Genomic DNA, 17,484 nt, shown 5'->3' on the forward strand with positions numbered 1-17,484 from the left:
AACACCTATGATGAATGAAGAAGAAATTGGCTCAGAAGTCAGTGAGTTTATTGAGCAAGTAAAAAATACTGAAAGCGTTTGGGCACTTAGCTCTGATGACGGTGGCATGGTTGTGGTTGACTCTAACCAGTTTGACGAGACAGATGTGTTATTGCTGTGGGATAGTGAAGAAAAAGCGCAAGCGCAATGTCGCGACGAGTGGAGTGAGTTTTCACCGATGAGTATTGATGTTGAAAGTTTTCTTGACGAATGGGTACTCGACCTAAAAGAAGATGATGCACTCGTTGGTCTAAACTGGAATGATGACAACGTTTGTGTTGAAATCGAGCCCGTTGGTCTTGCTAGACTACTTGTCGATATCGAATAAAAGCACACCGCATCAAAGTGGCGCTTATCCTTCGTGAGTGCCGCTATTCACCCGGCCTTGACACCAAAGCAATTAAAGTCCCTTCAATGGCTCTTACATAAGCTTGTGTTACTCTGCCCTTTTGGTTTGGTGAGCTTAATGGCTCAGCCCCAGCGGCTACCGCCTTATCATAGCATTCAGGGACATTTTCACAGCTGATGGTAATTTCAAACCCAAGTGCAGGCTGTTTAGGATGGCAACGAATATAGTCTTGCCTAAACTGTGATTGGGCTAATGGGTGACTGGCAAAGGCGAGTTTCACTTCTCCTGTGTCTAACTCACCATAATCCCCTTCATCGGTCATATCAAAAGTGCTCAAGCCAAATGCTTGATAGTAAAAATCCAGCACTTCCTCAACACTTTCTACATAAATCACCGTTTTAGCAAACACCTAAGCCTCACTATCAATAAAACCTAATGTAACTATATATAACTTAAGCACAAATGTTGGGCAAGGTAAAACAAAGCGAGAGAGTTCAGGGTTAAAGTTAAATATAGTCGAATGTGGAAAAGGAGTTGATTGGATAGATATGGAACTTATGTTCAGCTCGACACACCCACCAGATAGTGTCGAGCTATAATTCCCGCAAAAAGCCTTACGACTTATTGCGGTTTTCTTTTGCGAATGCGCGAAGCTTACGCTTTTGTGAGAGCGTCATTTTGTTTGAACGACCAGCGTAAGGGTTATCACCTTCGCGGAATTCAATCTTAATCGGCGTACCCATTACGTTAAGCGCTTTACGATAGTAGTTCATCAAATAGCGCTTATAGCTATCTGGCAGTTCATGCACCATATTGCCGTGGATAACAATACGCGGCGGGTTATAACCACCTGCGTGTGCGTACTTAAGCTTCACACGGCGCCCACGAACCAGTGGTGGCTGGTGATCCGCCTGAGCCATATCCATAATACGACGTAACATTGCCGTACTTACTCGCTTAGTCGCTGATTCATAAGCTTCGTCAATCGACTCAAACAAGTGACCAACACCTGTACCATGTAATGCGCTAATAAAGTGCAAACGAGCAAAATCAACAAAGCCCAAGCGTCTGTCTAGCTCAGTTTTGATACGCTCTTTGACATAGTCATCAAGACCATCCCATTTGTTTACCGCAATAACCAACGAGCGACCCGCATTTAGTGCAAAACCAAGTAGACTCAAGTCTTGATCTGAGATCCCCTCGCGCGCGTCTACAACGAGCAATACCACGTTGGCATCTTCAATCGCTTGCAGGGTTTTGATAACCGAGAATTTCTCTACGACATCGCTGACTTTCTTACGCTTACGTACACCGGCGGTGTCGATTAACACATATTCTTTATCATTGCGCGTCATTGGAATGTAAATTGAATCGCGTGTTGTACCCGGCATATCGTAAACGATAACGCGGTCTTCACCTAAAATACGGTTAGTTAGTGTTGACTTACCTACATTTGGACGACCGATAATCGCGAGTTTAACAGGCTTGTCTTCAAAACCCGTTTTGCCGTCTTCGGCTTCTTCACCTTCAAGGTAAAGCTCGGCGATATCTTCATCATCATGCTCAAGCTCTTCATCTTGAGCCGTAAGTTCAGCGATAATCGGTTGTAGCGTCAACTCTAATAATTGAGTAACACCACGACCATGCGCAGCGGCGATCTGTTGAACATCACCGAGCGCCAGCTGGTAAAACTCAGCACAGTTGGAGTCAGCATCAATGCCATCCGTTTTATTGGCGACAACAAAGCAATTCTTCTGTTGTTTACGAAGGTGCTGCGCGATAGCTTGATCAGCAACCGTCATACCTGCGCGCGCATCCACCAAAAATAGCACAATATCCGCTTCTTCAATTGCAAGCAGCGACTGCTCAGCCATTTCAGTTTCAATGCCTTCTTCAGAGCCATCGATACCACCCGTGTCCACCACAATAAACTCGTAGCCTTCATAGTTTGCTTGGCCGTATTTACGGTCGCGAGTCAGACCCGGAAAGTCAGCAACTAACGCGTCACGAGTACGTGTCAAACGATTAAACAGTGTGGATTTACCCACATTAGGTCGCCCAACCAGAGCGATCACAGGAAGCATAGACTACCTCTTTTATAAACAACAAAAGGCTTCGCAAAAGCGAAGCCCCATAAAAAATCTAAAAATTCAGAAAGTTACTGCGGAATTTGAACTGCGCTAAGTTCACCATCACGCGTGTAAACAAATACTTTGCCATCGACCACAATCGGTTCGACGAAAAAACCTGAACTATCAAACTCGGTACGCGATACCAACTCACCAGAGCTCTTATCTAGCCAATGTAAGTTACCTTCCTGATCGCCAACCACTACATAGTTGCCAGCAACCGTTGGAGCGGTTAAATACCAACCGCGTAGAGCTGGTTGTGTCCAACGTTCAATACCTGAGTTTTTGTCTAGTGCGTACAGTACGCCATCGCTATCAACCAAATAAATTACGTCAAGATCGAGTGTAAGGTCTCGGTAACTACTGTACTCACGATCCCACACTACATTGCCGCTGCGCACATCAATGGCGACTAGTTTACCATTATAGGCGATAGAATACACATATGCGCCGCTTACAACAGGTTTAGTATCAACATCCACCAAACGTTCAAACTCAGAAGCCCCTTTTGCAATTGCAACATCCGAGCTCCATGCGGTAAAACCGTTTTCAGCGATAAGTGCTGTTAACTTACCACTTTCTTCGCCAACCAATACGCCACCATTCGCGCTGGTTGGTGAGCTTAAACCACGTAATGTCAGCGCAGGGACTTCTTGCTCATAGTGCCAACGCTCTTCACCTGTATCTGGGTGTAGCGCAACCAGCTTGCCTGAACCTAAGTTAACGTAAAGAAGACCATCGCCTGCAGCTGGCGCTGACAGCGCTTCACCTGGTACCGACTTACGCCAAACTATTTCGCCGGTTTCACGGTCAAGCGCAAAAACCTGCCCGTGTTCAGAGCCAACATAGAGTTTACCATAAGCTTGTGTGATCCCACCTGACAGCTTCGCACTGTCGCTGTCTTCCCATGGCCAAAAGTTGGTATTCTCACGAACATCAACTTGCCACTTTTCTTTACCTGTTTGTGCATCAAATGCTGTCACTATACCTTCACGGGCAGCTGCAAAAACAGTGCTTTGGTAGCTTGTTGGAGATAAACGCGAAAAGTAGTGCTCAACCCCGTCACCAATCCCTTCTTGCCAAACCACAGAGGCGTCGAATTGATTGTTGATCTCAGGGAGCTTTAACTCTTCTTCATCATCACTAGAAGAACAACCAGCGGTGAGTGCTGCAACACATAAAGCCAATGAGGCCATCGTTAACTTCTTCATGGCAACTCCTTAAACCGTTGTCTTTTGTGCAAGATCATCCAGTTTAATTTGCAGCATAGGGTTGCTATTGCCTTCCGCTGCTTCTAGTGCCGATTGATAAGCACTTCGAGCTTTATCTTTATCGCCTTGAGCAAGGTAAATATCACCTTGGATCTCAGCAAGCTGAGCCTTAAACGCTTCAGGCATAGGCTTAGCGAGTGTTGCCAGTGCTTGTTCGTATTGAGACTGAGACGCTTGTACACGTGCAAGTCTTAATAAAGCCGTTGCTTTTAGCTCAGCGTTAGCAACATTATCAGCCGCCCAAGTTAGCTTCTCTGCAGCTAGCTTAAGATCGTCTTTGTCGATTGCCTCTTTAGCAGCAACGAAAGCCGCTAACACGGCGTAGTTAGAATCAGCATTTGCAGCAACAAAAGCGTCGCTTTTAGCTAGTACATCATCACTTTCAACAACCTGAGTGTATGCTTCTGATGCCGCTTCTGCGCTATCGATCTGGCTTTGGTTATACGCTTTCCAGCCATACAGACCACCTAAACCAAGCACAGCACCAACCACAATCGTTGTACCATTTTCACGGAAAAATCGTTTTATTGCTTCTGCTTGTTGTTCTTCTGTTGAATAAATTTCCATTCTAACCTCTTAGCCTACCAGCTCTGCTAACAGCGTTTTTACTTCTGCAAGTGGTAAGGTGATTTGTTCTTTCTCTTCACGCAGATACTTCACTGTCACTTTGCCTTCAGCGAGTTCATCTTCGCCTAGCACTAGCGCAATAACAGCATCGCTTTTATCTGCACGCTTAAATTGTTTCTTGAAGTTGCCACCGCCACAATGAACCATCACGCGAAGGCCAGCAATATCATCTCGTAATTGCTGTGCAACCACAGGAGCTTGAATCGCCGCTTTGTCACCCATCGCAACGACGTATACGTCAGCATTCCGACGAATATCACCCACACATTCCAGCGTTTGTAGCATCAACACTAAACGTTCGATACCCATAGCAAAACCAACGGCTGGCGTTGCTTTGCCGCCAAGCTGCTCAACCAAGCCATCATAGCGACCGCCAGCACATACAGTGCCTTGAGAACCTAAGCTTGTTGTCACCCACTCAAATACAGTGCGGTTGTAGTAATCTAAGCCACGTACCAGTTTTTCATTAACTTGGTATTCGACGCCAGCTGCGTCTAAACGTTCACACAAATTAGCAAAATGTTCGCGTGATTCTTCATCTAAGTGTTCAGAAAGCTTAGGTGCATCAATCAGTACAGCTTGCACCTCTGGGTTTTTGCTATCTAACACGCGCAGTGGATTGCTATACATACGGCGCAGACTGTCTTCATCAAGCGCTTCTTTGTGTTGCTCCAGATATGCAATCAGAGCATCACGATATTCAGCACGCGCTTCATTTGACCCCAAAGAATTGAGCTCAAGCTTAACATGGTCTTGAATACCAAATTGCTGCCATAGACGCGCCGTCAATAAGATCACTTCGGCATCAATATCTGGTGTTGCCATACCAAAGGTTTCAACACCAAATTGATGGAATTGACGGTAACGGCCTTTTTGCGGTCTTTCATGGCGGAACATAGGTCCCATGTACCAAAGGCGCTGTTCTTGGTTGTATAGCAAACCATTTTGATTACCCGCACGGACGCACACTGCTGTGCCTTCCGGACGTAGCGTTAAGCTATCGCCATTACGGTCATCAAAGGTATACATCTCTTTTTCGACGATATCGGTCACTTCACCGATAGAGCGCTTAAATAGATCGGTCGACTCAACGATTGGAAAACGGATCTCTTGATAGCCAAATGCCGCTACTGTGTCTCTTAACACCGATTCTACTTTCTGCCAGACCTGCGTGTCACCTGGCAGACAATCATTCATTCCACGGATTGCCTGAAGTTGTTTAGTCACTGAAAACCCTAACTTAAATTTGTCACCAATCGATTTACTACTGCTTGAGCCTTTAACTAAATACGCTCAAACAGTCTCATCGCATTGGTTTTATTTCTTTAATGCCATTTATCGTCGTGCAGTTTAGCACGCCGTGAGAAAGCGCGAAAATTCGCTTATCTTAACGATTACGCCGGTATCAGTCGATGATTTTTACATCGATTTTTTCTTCGCTTTCTTTTTTATCTACATATTCTCGGATCTGAGATTCTAATTGAGCAACGATATCATCATTATCAATCCGTGTTTTTTGGCGCTCGCCATTGATATAAAGACCTGAACGGCGATTTGCGCCAGCAAGACCTAAGTCACTGACGAGTGCTTCACCAGGACCATTGACCACGCAGCCAATCACAGACACCGAAATTGGCGTGACGATATCTTCTAATCGCTCTTCCAGCTGATTCATCGTATTCACTACATCAAACTCTTGGCGTGAACAACTGGGGCAAGCAATAAAATTAATGCCGCGTGAGCGAATTCGCAGTGACTTTAGAATATCAAAACCCACTTTGATTTCTTGCACCGGATCAGCCGCAAGTGAAACACGTAATGTATCACCAATCCCTTCAGCAAGTAACATCCCTAGACCAACTGCCGATTTAACCGAACCGGCTCTAAAACCACCCGCTTCGGTGATCCCAAGATGCAGAGGTTGGTCGATTTCTTTTGCCAATAAACGATAAGCGCCAACGGCTAAGAACACGTCGGAAGCTTTTACCGAGACTTTAAACTGATCAAAGTTATGACGCTGAAGAATTTCGACATGTCGCATCGCAGACTCAAGCAAAGCTTCAGGTGTTGGTTCACCATACTTTTCTTGCAAATCGCGCTCTAGTGAGCCGCCATTCACACCAATACGAATTGGGATATTGTGCTCACCCGCCGCGTCAATCACTGCACGAATACGGTCTTCACTGCCAATATTCCCAGGGTTAATCCGCAAACAATCGGCACCGTACTTAGCCACTTGTAATGCAATACGATAATCGAAGTGAATATCCGTGACGAGTGGAATATCTACTTGCTCTTTAATGCTTTTGAATGCTTCAGCTGCATCCATTGTCGGCACAGAAACACGGACAATATCCGCTCCGGCGTCTTGGATAGCTTTAATTTGTGCCACCGTCGCATCAACATCTAGAGTATTGGTGTTCGTCATAGACTGTACTGCTATCGGTGCGCCATCACCAATAGGCACATTACCGACATAGATCCTTGTTGATTTTCTACGCTTTATAGGTGGTTCTGAAAACATGCTGACTACTCTGTTAACGGTAAATTGAATTTAGCTAGACGGTTTTTAGTAAACGCAGGCAAAGACACTGGTTTACCGTCAAGCGTGACCTCTACGGCCTGATGCTTGCCGAGTATAACAGAAAAAGGGGCCTTACCTTCAACTGTCATAGTATATCCCGCTTTTTTAACACCGAACGCGACACGTTCTTGTGTCGCATCAAACATTTCAACCCAGCTTTCTTCGTTGAAATGCATGACTACCGTGCTCAATGCCGAGTTTAGTTTTACCGTTTGCGGTTTCGCTTCAACAGGTACTGAAACCTCCGTTTCACTCATCTGCGGCTCGCTTTGCGGGGTTGTGTCATTGTTTTGCTCAGTAGGCAATTCTAGCTCATCCATCGCTGGTGTTGTGACATTTTCAACTGGCGTTTCAAGCTGAGTAACCGACGTTTCAGGCACCACTTCTTGCTCTGAGCTATTGGTCTGCCAAAACCAAAATGCCGACGACCCCAGTACGATAGCCAGCACAATGTAGCTCACCATCATTAGGCGATTATCGTGGGCTTCTTTATGAGTACGGCGAGAAAAGCTTTGCATCCGCTTTTTCTGTGGCGGCAGCTCCGGAGATTGATATCGAGCCAGTACTTCCGTCGGATTCAACCCCAGTAGCGCAGCGTAATTTTTAATATAGCCACGCACAAAGGTTTCAGGCCCTAGGTCTTGATAGTCATCCTGCTCGAGCTTGGTAAGTTGGGCATGGGTCATCTTTAAGCGCGATTCAATTTCAGCAAAGCTGATCCCGGCATTTTGTCTCGCCGTTGCTAAAGTTTGCCCGAGTGAAGGCTGCTCTTGTTCAGGTGCTTCCTGCTCTTTCATTGTTTGGTTCATAAAACGTAATTTGTTGGGTCTACAATTAATAATCCGTGGCCTGCTTGCAGCGCCACATCAGGAGTGAGTTTATTCCATCGCATAATTTCATCGATCAACACACCATATCGATCGGCAATACTGAGCAAAGTATCTCCCGCCGCAATTTCATGCACGACATTGGGATTGTTAAGATACACCTTTTGACCTGCGTACAATCTTGCAGATTCCCGCACTTGATTATATTCCATCAATTCAACCATTTTAATGTCGTATTTGACTGAAATACTAAACAGGTTTTCACCTGCAATAACAGTATGAAAAGGTACCTGAGGAGGCGCAACGTCACGATTTAATAACGGTACACTTGAACTGCTTGATGATGTAGTCGCTAACACTTGAGGCTCACGTGAGCGAGGACTAAATGTGACTTCCGATGGGTCCGGTTGATAAAACTCAACCCGAGCTTCAGAGTCCGAGCTAACGTTCACTAAAGATGTGCTTTTTGCCACTTCAGGTTTTGCCGAAGGCGCAGAATTATTGGCCTCAATGGGTGAATCAACGGTGAATGATTGGGTTGAATTCGGTTGCGTTTTCTTACGTTTAATTTTAATTTTTGGATTCGCAACTATATGATTAGGCGACGCCTCGGCAAGCTGATTTAACTGCGCTTCTCGATAGCGATTGCGCAACCGTTCAAATTCACTTGCAGCGATATTATTCGTTAAGATAAGGCCTGCTTGTGCAGATTTAGGGTAGCTTTGCACCAAGGTCGTGGCGATGTCTTGCGCTTTTTGTAAGTGGCCCATTTGCATATGCACTAGGTGCCCAAGCATTAAGCTTCTTGGTGAAATAAATCCACGCTTGGCAACGTTATCAAGCACATCTTCTGCTCTTAAGAAATCACTGCGAGCATAGTACAGGCCCGCGAGTGCAAGTTGCGACGACATTTGCTGAGCGTTATGCTTAATCGCATTTAACAGATATTCCTCGGCAAGGGAATACTCGTTTTGCTTCAACGCACACAGGGCTAAGTTTTCATAGCTTGCAGATACCCGCAAATAACTTGGCACCTCTATCGCTTTGAAAAAGTATTTGCTCGCTTTGTCATACTGTCCAACGCGACAAAGAAAAGTGCCATAGTTGTTTAGTGTGTCGGGATTATCTGGCTCAATATCCAAAGCCGCCTGATAGGCATTATCAGCACGTTGTTGCTCGCCCACCTGTTCGTAATAATACGCTAATGTATAATGAGCTTCGGCCAGCTTTGGCGCTAACTGTAATGCACGCTCTAAGTTAAATTTGGCTGAGGTGGTGTTACCAGAATTGAGATATTGAAGTGCAAGCGCAATGCGAGTTCTTGCGGCATTGGTGTTATTGACTTGTTGTTCGGCCACAGGACGCCCATCGGAGCGATAACTACTCTCCGTCACACAACCTGACAGAACTAAACTCGCGCCTGCGAGAATGGATGCAGCCAATCCTGTTTTGCGATAATTTCGCGATTGCATCACTCACCTTTGAATGCCACTGGGTTCTATGTGTGCCCTATATTACCCAAAAGGCTAAGAGATTCATCTCTTTTTTACCAGATAGTCAGAACTTATCTGAGGTTAAGATGAAATGAGCTGAGTAAACCCAGCTCATTTTTAATATTATTGTGCGCTTACATTGACAGTAATAGCATTGTCGTCACGCTGCTTTTTCTTGGCTAAACGTTTGGTTCTATCTACGACATCACCTACTAGCTGTCCACATGCAGCGTCAATGTCATCGCCACGAGTACGACGAACGATACAGGTAAGTCCTGCAGCTTGTAACACCTTAGAAAATCTATCGATACGGCTGTTGCTAGAGCGACCGTATTCATTCCCTGGGAACGGGTTAAATGGGATCAAGTTAATTTTTGACGGTGTGCCTTTGAGAACTTGAACCAACTCATGGGCATGATCTGTACTGTCATTCACGTCTTGTAGCATCACGTACTCAATGGTGACATCTTTATTTGCTTTAGAGCCATCAATATAGCGACGACATGCTGCTAGGAACTCTTCAATCGGATACTTTTTGTTGATTGGTACAAGTACATCACGTAGTGGATTGTTTGGCGCATGTAGCGAAATCGCCAGTGCCACATCAATCTTTTCTTTCAAGATATCAAGCGCAGGTACCACACCCGATGTACTTAGCGTAACGCGACGCTTGGATAAACCAAATGCCCAATCGTCCATCATCAGTTCCATCGCCGGTACAACGTTATTTAGGTTTAACAGAGGCTCACCCATACCCATCATAACGATGTTAGTAATTGGACGTTTAGTGCTATCGCCTTTATGCAGACCAATGTCGGTTGCCACGCGCCAAACCTGACCAATGATCTCAGACACTTTTAAGTTACGGTTAAAGCCCTGCTGCGCTGTTGAGCAAAAAGTACACTCTAGCGCACAGCCAACTTGAGAAGACACACACAGTGTCGCTCGGTCTTTTTCAGGGATCCACACGGTTTCAACTTCTTGGCCGCCCTCGAGTAATAGAGCATATTTAATGGTACCGTCAGAAGCCTCTTGCTTTACTGAAATTTCAGGCGCCTTAATCTCACACTCAGCTTGCAAACGCGCACGCAACTTTTTGTTCAGATTGCTCATGTCATCAAAGTTGTCGATGCCAAAATGATAAATCCATTTCATCACCTGATCCGCGCGAAACGGCTTTTCGCCATATGATGCAAACAACTCGCGCATCCCCTCGCGATTTAAATCAAGTAAGTTAATTTTTTTCTCAATAGTGGTCATGAACAACCTCGGTTAAAGACGGTAAGAACAGCTAAATTGCCAACAACGCATTGTACAAAAAAGCAGCAAGCATCACAAATAATGTAACGTGTTTTGTGAAGTAGTGTGATTACTTTACAAAGCACGCTTATCCCTCAGCTTAGCTACGGGACAAAAAAAGGGCTCGAAAGCCCTTCTTTGGCACCAAGTCCCGAATTAACGAGTACGTGGGCAGATCTCTTCTTCAGCGAAGAAGTAAGCGATTTCGCGAGCAGCAGACTCTGGCGCGTCAGAACCGTGTACTGCGTTCTCGTCGATGCTGTCTGCGTAATCAGCACGTAGCGTACCAGCTAGCGCTTCAGCAGGGTTAGTAGCACCCATGATTTCGCGGTTTTTACGAACTGCATCTTCACCTTCAAGCACCTGAACCATTACTGGACCAGAAGTCATGAAAGAAACTAGTGCACCAAAGAAAGGACGCTCTTTGTGCTCTGCGTAGAAACCTTCAGCTTTCTCTTGAGAAAGGTGAACCATTTTTGATGCAACGATTTTAAGACCAGCAGACTCAAAACGGTTGTAGATAGCACCGATGTGGTTTTTAGCTACAGCATCAGGCTTGATGATTGAAAAAGTGCGCTCTAAAGCCATCTTTTTTGCTCCAAAATATTATTGTGAATATTAACGGGCGCGAATTATACGTGTTTTGGTAGAAAAAACCTACTATCTCACGCCGCTTTCTTTGTGAAGAAACGAAAATTTGGCGAATTATTTGTCGATTAAATGCGCAGAGTTGCTAGTAGAAGCCTTAATAGTAAGGTCTCTTGCCCTTCCTTGCACAATGTCAAAAAACCTGATCTACATCAAAATTACTTACTTAGCTTTCTTCTATACTGCGCCGCTTTTTAGAATCAGCACGCGAAATCACTCAACAGCTGACCCGTAATCAGAGGTAAACCATGTTTGTACCAGAACTTCTCTCTCCTGCCGGCAGTTTAAAGAATATGCGTTACGCTTTTGCGTACGGTGCCGACGCAGTGTACGCCGGACAACCAAGATACAGTCTACGTGTACGCAATAACGAATTTGACCTAAACAACCTCGAAATCGGTATTAACGAAGCCCACCAGCAAAACAAAAAGCTCTATGTCGTATCAAATATTGCGCCGCACAACGGCAAAGTGAAAACTTACTTACGTGATATTGAGCCCGTTATCGCGATGAAGCCAGACGCGCTTATCATGTCCGATCCCGGGCTAATTATGCTGGTGCGCGATAAGTGGCCAGACATGCCAATTCACTTATCCGTACAAGCGAATGCTGTTAACTATGCGGCCGTGCAATTTTGGGCCAAACAAGGGGTTGAGCGCGTTATTCTTTCTCGCGAGTTGTCGCTACAAGAAATAGAAGAAATTCGTACATTGTGCCCAGACACTGAACTTGAAGTGTTCGTTCACGGTGCCTTATGCATGGCTTATTCTGGTCGCTGTTTATTGTCGGGTTATATCAACAAGCGCGATCCAAACCAAGGTACTTGTACCAATGCCTGCCGCTGGAGCTACGATGTCAAACCTGGTCAAGAAAACGAAACCGGCGATGTTGTTCATAAAGTCGATCCAAAAGCGATTATTCCAACCTTAGGGGAAGGTCAACCAAGCGACGAAGTGTTTATGCTCGAAGAGCAAGGTCGCCCAGGTGAATACATGCCAGCATTTGAGGATGAGCATGGTACTTACATCATGAATTCCAAAGATTTACGTGCAGTCCAGTATGTTGATCAACTGACTCGCATGGGCGTGCACAGCCTTAAGATCGAAGGCCGAACCAAGTCATTCTATTACGTTGCCCGCACCGCACAAGTCTATCGTAAAGCCATTGATGATGCTGTTGCAGGTAAACCATTTGACCCAAGCTTAATGAAAACCCTAGAAAACCTAGCCCACCGAGGATATACCGAGGGTTTCTTGAAACGTCATGTACATCAAGACTATCAAAATTACGACTACGGTCATTCGGTGTCTGACCAACAGCAGTTTGTTGGTGAAGTGCTAGGTCGCACTAATAATGGTCTCGTTGAAATTGAGGTTAAAAACAAGTTCTGTACTGGTCACAGCTTGGAATTGATGACGCCTAAAGGCAATATTCACTTTAATCTTGAGCACATGGAAAATAAAAAAGGCGAAGCGATAGATGACGCCAAGGGTTCTGGTCATATCGTCAAAATTCCACTGCCAGAAGACATAGACTTAAGTCACGCCATTTTAATGCGCAATTTGGGCCAAAGTGAGGACACTCGTAATCCTTTTAAAAAGGCATAACGATGGCACTACTTATTAATGATAAATGTATCAACTGTGATATGTGCGACCCTGAGTGTCCTAATCAGGCCATTTACATGGGCGATAAAATTTATCAAATTGACCCTGACAAATGCACTGAATGCGTCGGCCATTACGACACACCAACCTGTGTAAGTGTCTGCCCCATTGATTGCATCAAACCAGATCCAAACCACAAAGAAAGCCTTGATCAGTTAGCCGAAAAGTACCTTCGACTCAGTGAATAACAAGGTGAAGCCACGCGCTTCACCTTGTTAATCTCTCAACTCCCCCTCTTCCCTACCTCACGATAAAGATTTCTTACACCTCTTGTCGAAATTTCAAATAGATATACTACAGTTAAAGCAGAGCATTAGGACTTTTAAAGCGTATTTTACTATCGCAGCTTGAGTGCGCTTTTAGCGTCTTAACGGCGGATGTTTTTATATGAATCGACTTTACGTTGAGGTAAGGAAATAACATGGATTTGAACTCGTTTGAGTCATTTTTTAATAGCGCGTACATGCCGCATGGTCATTGCTATTTGTGGCAACCTCACCTGCTATGGACCAATGTCATCTCCGATATCTTGATAGCCGCCGCCTACTTTTCTATTCCTATGGCGATTATGATTTATGCAAAACAACGCCCTGACGTTGGCAGAAATTGGGTCTTTGTGTTGTTCTGTAGCTTCATCACCTTATGTGGACTCACGCACTTAATTGGCGTTTATACCGTTTGGCATGGCGCTTATGGTATTCATGGCATTTCAAAAGCAGTCACAGCGTTTATCTCAATGGTAACGGCGGTTTATCTTTTTAGACTTATCCCAAGCGCCGTCGCAATCCCAACTCCCAATCAATTCCATGGCGTGACCGCAAGGCTCAAACGTATTACCGATGAAAAGCAAGCGCTTCATTCGCAACTCGACCAACACAGAGTTACCGAGTTTATGCTCGATGCCTTACCCACTAGTACCTTGCTACTTGACCAGCTACTCACCGTGAGTAAGTGCAATCCTTATTTTTATCGCGAGCTTGGGTACGACACGCCAGATGCATTAATTGGGCTGAGACTACACGATATCGTCAGTTTGGATGATCCGTTCGACAGCTTAGAATCCATTAGCCAATCTCTACTCAACCAAAACGATTACAGTAAAGAAGCACTGTGCCATGTGAAAGACAAGTTTGGCAATCAAATACCAATGGAGATGCGCTTAGTACAAGAGCCCCATGACGGTGCCAATCTCATTTTAGCGGTGTTTAATAACCTATCGTCACTTAAACGCACAGAGCAAGCACTCGCGGAATCCACCGAACAAATGAAGCGTGCAATCGGGGCAACCGAAGATGGCATTTGGGAGTGGAACGTTGTCGACAACAGCGTCAGCTATTCATCTCGTTTAAAAACCATGATAGGTAAGCGCGACGACGAAAAAGTCACCTATGACGACTGGTTTGCACATATCCACCCAGACCACCAAGACAAAGTGCAAGATGCCATAGACCATCACTTTGCCACCAAAGACCAATATTTTGTCGAGTACTTAGGGCGAGACAACAAAGGAGAATACGCGTGGTTTTCCGCCGTAGGCAACAGCCAATTTGACGACCACGGTAAAGCATTGGTGATGTCTGGAGCACTTAGAAATATCCATCAGAAAAAATCCCTTGAGCTGCAAGTTGCGGAAAAAAACAAAATTCTCAATGCCATCTACGAAGGCGCAAGTCAGGCTATTTGGCTATTAAAGGTAGAAGAAAAGCAAACATTTCGAGTGCTCGAGTACAATAAGTTTGCTTGCCAACGCACTGGCGTCAAACTTGATGAAATATTGGGTAAAACCCTCAGCGAACTAAGAGGGGCAGTGTTAGAAACGGAGCTAGTAGATAGAATCGAAAAAAACTACCAACTTTGTGTTGAGGTCGCAAAACCCGTAGATTACACCGAAATGATACCGTTTAAAAACAAAGAGTATTGGTATCAGACGACTCTTTATCCACTTAAAGACAGTAAAAACCAAGTTGAGCGGATCGTTGGTATCGCCGTCGATATTACTGCGCGAAAATTCGCAGAAAAAGAGCTAGAAGACAACCAACGCTTTTTACAGCGAATGATTGACTCAGCGGTGTGTGGCCTTTATCTCTACGACTTAAAACTCCACAAAAACACGCGCATAAACAAGCGTTATACCCAACTCCTTGGTTATACAATTCAAGAGTTAGAAAGTTCAAATTTAGAACTATGTTTTCATGAAAGTGAACGCGCACTCGTTTACGAGCATATTGATGAAGTGAGAGCCAGCCAAGACGGTGAACTTATCCCGATAAAATATCGCTTTAGACACAAAGAAGGGCATTGGGTTTGGTGTTATTCTGTCGATACCGTGATCACTCGAGATCACAATGGCGAGCCAGAGTTGATGCTGGGTACTTTTGTCGATATGACCGAGCACACCGAATTACTATTACAGCTGCAAGAATCTAACGCCCACCTTGAGCACTTTGCCTACATTGCGTCTCATGACTTGCAAGAGCCACTCAGAAAGATCACCGCTTTTTCGGACAGTTTGGCGCAAAGAATTACGCCAGAGTTGAAAGACTACGACGATGCAAAGTTTGAAATAGAGCGCTTGGTAGATGCCAGTCAACGAATGCGGATAATGATCCAAGACCTACTCAAGTTATCACGCTTGCATTCCCACGAGTTGAAGCTACAAACAACTAATCTAACTTTATTGCTAGAAGATATCTGTGAAGTGATGAGCTTTAGTATCGAGGAAAGCGGCGCAGAAATTAAACTCGAGAATGGTGATTTACCCATCGAACTTGATCCCTCGCTTTTTCTTCAAGTGCTGCAAAACTTAATCAGTAACAGCATTAAATTTAAGTCACCAGAGCTTACGCCCGTGGTCCAAATTTACGCCAGCCAAACCGGCCATGAAACGGTGATCCATTACAAAGACAATGGACTTGGGATCCCAAAATCTCGACGCCAGCAAATCTTTGAACCGTTCAGGCGTTTTGGCACCACACAAGAGTATGGCAGTGGTATTGGCCTTGCGCTGTGCCGACAAATCGTAAAACTACATGGCGGCACAATAAAATGCCTGCAAAGTGATGATGGCGCTTTGTTTGAAATCATACTGCCAAAAGAAGTTAAGGAGTAATAATGGAACTGTTATTAGTTGAAGATGATCCAGATGATGTTTACTTTTTTAAAAGAGCATACAGCAGTATTACCAATGCGCCAGAGCTTAAAATTTTTTCTGACGGTCATGAGCTGCTACATTACCTCGATTCTATCGCAACTTACGACCAAGTTATCTTGCTGGATTTAAACATGCCAAAAATGAGTGGCTTTGAAGTCATGGAAGCTTTAAAAAATGAACAAGTTGCCGATAAATTAATAACGGTATGCTATACCACCTCCACTCACCACAGTGACATTCGTAAAGCATATCAATTGGGTGCTAAGTCATATATTACCAAGCCTGGACGCTTAAGTGATTTAGAGTCGTTGATCAAATTAATCAAGCAGTATTGGTTTGACAATAACTGTGTCGTGCAAGGGTAACTATGAATACATGGCTGATTTATCTTCTTGAAGACAACGATGAAGATGCTTACTTAGTAAAGCGCACACTTGCAAGTACTGACGGTAGACAAAAGTTTAACGTTAAACATTTTAAAAATTTAGAACAACTTGAAACCGCCTTAAATACAGTCAAGCCTGAAGCCATCCTAATCGATTTGAATATCGATGAGAGTCAAGGTCTTACCACGCTGATTAAAGTAAAGCAGTTACCCGTCAGCGCCCCTATAATCGTGTTAACTGGGGTATCTGAAACGCTGTTTGGCGAAAAAGCAATTCAACTTGGTGCGCAAGATTATATCCCAAAACATGAAGTGAGCGGCCCACTACTGGCACGTACAATTACCTTCTCAAAAGAACGCTACGAAATGCAGCGGAATCTAGAGAACCTGGTGGTTATGGATAGACTCACTATGTTACATAACCGCGGCGCATTTGATAGCGAACTAGAAAGAGCGATTAGTGAATCAGAGCGATATGGTCATGGATTTGGTGTGTTGTTTATTGATCTCGACAACTTTAAACCAGTCAATGATCAACTTGGTCATCAAGCAGGCGACCAATTGCTCAAAATACTGTCGGCAAAACTTAAAATGTATAAACGTGCTTCGGACTTTGTAGCACGCTACGGTGGTGATGAATTCGTGGTTATCGCCCCTCACCTGACCGAAAAAAACCAGTTACGAAAACTGGCTCAGCATAAGTATGACTTGCTAAGTGATAATTACTGTCTCCAAGATGAAAGCGCCAACATCCGCGAAGTAAAGCTAGACTTGAGTATCGGTGCTGTGATTTATCCCACTGACGCAACATCGGCTGAAGAGTTAGTTGCTAAGGCCGACAAAGCTATGTATCACGCAAAAACTAATAAACTACCTTACGCGTTATACTCGGATGCAGGGCTCACGACAAAACAGGAATAGAGAGAGCTATTCAACTCTATTGTGCAAGTATTGCCTATCTGACTTTCGCCTAACATGGTTGCGCCTTTCGACGAGAGGCAAAACATTACTTCGC

The 17,484-nt window shown here is 44.6% G+C and carries 16 protein-coding genes; 6 read left to right on the top strand and 10 right to left on the bottom strand.

Features of this window, described 5'->3' with window-relative positions:
* The first annotated feature begins 10 nt into the window (after positions 1–10).
* Positions 11–367: a DUF2750 domain-containing protein gene (locus DS891_RS16215; RefSeq protein ID WP_010605663.1), complete on the top strand. Its 357-nt coding sequence runs from the start codon at positions 11–13 to the stop codon at positions 365–367.
* Between the two features lie 43 nt (positions 368–410).
* Here the strand turns inward: DS891_RS16215 and DS891_RS16220 are convergent, their stop codons facing one another.
* The 10 genes from DS891_RS16220 to ndk all read right to left on the bottom strand — a co-directional run bounded on the left by DS891_RS16220 (position 411) and on the right by ndk (position 11,206).
* Positions 411–797, bottom strand: a complete 387-nt coding sequence (locus DS891_RS16220; protein WP_174170348.1) for a VOC family protein — start codon at positions 795–797, stop codon at positions 411–413.
* A gap of 205 nt (positions 798–1,002) precedes the next feature.
* On the bottom strand, positions 1,003–2,472 hold the full coding sequence (gene der / locus DS891_RS16225; protein ID WP_010605664.1) for a ribosome biogenesis GTPase Der: 1,470 nt from the start codon (positions 2,470–2,472) through the stop codon (positions 1,003–1,005).
* A gap of 74 nt (positions 2,473–2,546) precedes the next feature.
* Positions 2,547–3,728 (bottom strand): outer membrane protein assembly factor BamB, encoded by a 1,182-nt coding sequence (gene bamB, locus DS891_RS16230; protein WP_010605665.1) that lies wholly within the window; start codon positions 3,726–3,728, stop codon positions 2,547–2,549.
* 9 nt (positions 3,729–3,737) lie between these two features.
* On the bottom strand, positions 3,738–4,355 hold the full coding sequence (locus DS891_RS16235) for a tetratricopeptide repeat protein (RefSeq protein WP_010605666.1): 618 nt from the start codon (positions 4,353–4,355) through the stop codon (positions 3,738–3,740).
* 9 nt (positions 4,356–4,364) lie between these two features.
* Entirely contained in the window at positions 4,365–5,642 is a 1,278-nt protein-coding gene (gene hisS / locus DS891_RS16240; protein WP_174170349.1) for a histidine--tRNA ligase, read from the bottom strand.
* Positions 5,643–5,820: 178 nt separating this feature from the next.
* The gene (gene ispG / locus DS891_RS16245; protein WP_102056143.1) at positions 5,821–6,939 is read right to left on the bottom strand and encodes a flavodoxin-dependent (E)-4-hydroxy-3-methylbut-2-enyl-diphosphate synthase; all 1,119 of its coding nucleotides are present in this window, start codon (positions 6,937–6,939) and stop codon (positions 5,821–5,823) included.
* 5 nt (positions 6,940–6,944) lie between these two features.
* Entirely contained in the window at positions 6,945–7,796 is an 852-nt protein-coding gene (locus DS891_RS16250) for a RodZ domain-containing protein (protein ID WP_227387439.1), read from the bottom strand.
* Between the two features lie 8 nt (positions 7,797–7,804).
* The gene (gene pilW / locus DS891_RS16255) at positions 7,805–9,298 is read right to left on the bottom strand and encodes a type IV pilus biogenesis/stability protein PilW (protein ID WP_010605670.1); all 1,494 of its coding nucleotides are present in this window, start codon (positions 9,296–9,298) and stop codon (positions 7,805–7,807) included.
* Positions 9,299–9,442: 144 nt separating this feature from the next.
* Positions 9,443–10,579 (bottom strand): bifunctional tRNA (adenosine(37)-C2)-methyltransferase TrmG/ribosomal RNA large subunit methyltransferase RlmN, encoded by a 1,137-nt coding sequence (locus tag DS891_RS16260; RefSeq protein WP_102056140.1) that lies wholly within the window; start codon positions 10,577–10,579, stop codon positions 9,443–9,445.
* A gap of 195 nt (positions 10,580–10,774) precedes the next feature.
* Positions 10,775–11,206 (bottom strand): nucleoside-diphosphate kinase, encoded by a 432-nt coding sequence (gene ndk, locus DS891_RS16265; RefSeq protein WP_010377338.1) that lies wholly within the window; start codon positions 11,204–11,206, stop codon positions 10,775–10,777.
* Positions 11,207–11,514: 308 nt separating this feature from the next.
* Between ndk and yegQ the strand changes: the two genes are divergently transcribed.
* The 5 genes from yegQ to DS891_RS16290 all read left to right on the top strand — a co-directional run bounded on the left by yegQ (position 11,515) and on the right by DS891_RS16290 (position 17,390).
* Positions 11,515–12,873 (top strand): tRNA 5-hydroxyuridine modification protein YegQ, encoded by a 1,359-nt coding sequence (gene yegQ / locus DS891_RS16270; RefSeq protein ID WP_069020889.1) that lies wholly within the window; start codon positions 11,515–11,517, stop codon positions 12,871–12,873.
* 2 nt (positions 12,874–12,875) lie between these two features.
* Positions 12,876–13,121, top strand: a complete 246-nt coding sequence (locus DS891_RS16275; protein WP_174170351.1) for a YfhL family 4Fe-4S dicluster ferredoxin — start codon at positions 12,876–12,878, stop codon at positions 13,119–13,121.
* A 233-nt stretch (positions 13,122–13,354) separates the two neighbouring features.
* Positions 13,355–16,042, top strand: coding sequence for a PAS domain-containing sensor histidine kinase (locus DS891_RS16280; protein ID WP_174170352.1), 2,688 nt, complete (start codon positions 13,355–13,357; stop codon positions 16,040–16,042).
* A gap of 2 nt (positions 16,043–16,044) precedes the next feature.
* The gene (locus DS891_RS16285) at positions 16,045–16,449 is read left to right on the top strand and encodes a response regulator (protein ID WP_010605674.1); all 405 of its coding nucleotides are present in this window, start codon (positions 16,045–16,047) and stop codon (positions 16,447–16,449) included.
* Positions 16,450–16,451: 2 nt separating this feature from the next.
* On the top strand, positions 16,452–17,390 hold the full coding sequence (locus tag DS891_RS16290) for a GGDEF domain-containing response regulator (protein WP_010605675.1): 939 nt from the start codon (positions 16,452–16,454) through the stop codon (positions 17,388–17,390).
* Positions 17,391–17,484 lie beyond the last annotated feature (94 nt).

Source organism: Pseudoalteromonas sp. JC28 (genome assembly GCF_013319255.1).
Taxonomy (GTDB): Bacteria; Pseudomonadota; Gammaproteobacteria; order Enterobacterales; family Alteromonadaceae; genus Pseudoalteromonas.

Coding starts and splice junctions, on each gene's coding strand:
- DS891_RS16275 (WP_174170351.1), top strand. CDS start 12,876: ATGGCACTACTTATTAATGATAAATGTATCAACTGTGATATGTGCGAC.
- DS891_RS16290 (WP_010605675.1), top strand. CDS start 16,452: ATGAATACATGGCTGATTTATCTTCTTGAAGACAACGATGAAGATGCT.
- yegQ (WP_069020889.1), top strand. CDS start 11,515: ATGTTTGTACCAGAACTTCTCTCTCCTGCCGGCAGTTTAAAGAATATG.
- ispG (WP_102056143.1), bottom strand. CDS start 6,939: ATGTTTTCAGAACCACCTATAAAGCGTAGAAAATCAACAAGGATCTAT.
- DS891_RS16215 (WP_010605663.1), top strand. CDS start 11: ATGAATGAAGAAGAAATTGGCTCAGAAGTCAGTGAGTTTATTGAGCAA.
- pilW (WP_010605670.1), bottom strand. CDS start 9,298: ATGCAATCGCGAAATTATCGCAAAACAGGATTGGCTGCATCCATTCTC.
- DS891_RS16260 (WP_102056140.1), bottom strand. CDS start 10,579: ATGACCACTATTGAGAAAAAAATTAACTTACTTGATTTAAATCGCGAG.
- DS891_RS16285 (WP_010605674.1), top strand. CDS start 16,045: ATGGAACTGTTATTAGTTGAAGATGATCCAGATGATGTTTACTTTTTT.
- ndk (WP_010377338.1), bottom strand. CDS start 11,206: ATGGCTTTAGAGCGCACTTTTTCAATCATCAAGCCTGATGCTGTAGCT.
- DS891_RS16280 (WP_174170352.1), top strand. CDS start 13,355: ATGGATTTGAACTCGTTTGAGTCATTTTTTAATAGCGCGTACATGCCG.
- bamB (WP_010605665.1), bottom strand. CDS start 3,728: ATGAAGAAGTTAACGATGGCCTCATTGGCTTTATGTGTTGCAGCACTC.
- DS891_RS16235 (WP_010605666.1), bottom strand. CDS start 4,355: ATGGAAATTTATTCAACAGAAGAACAACAAGCAGAAGCAATAAAACGA.
- DS891_RS16250 (WP_227387439.1), bottom strand. CDS start 7,796: ATGAAAGAGCAGGAAGCACCTGAACAAGAGCAGCCTTCACTCGGGCAA.
- der (WP_010605664.1), bottom strand. CDS start 2,472: ATGCTTCCTGTGATCGCTCTGGTTGGGCGACCTAATGTGGGTAAATCC.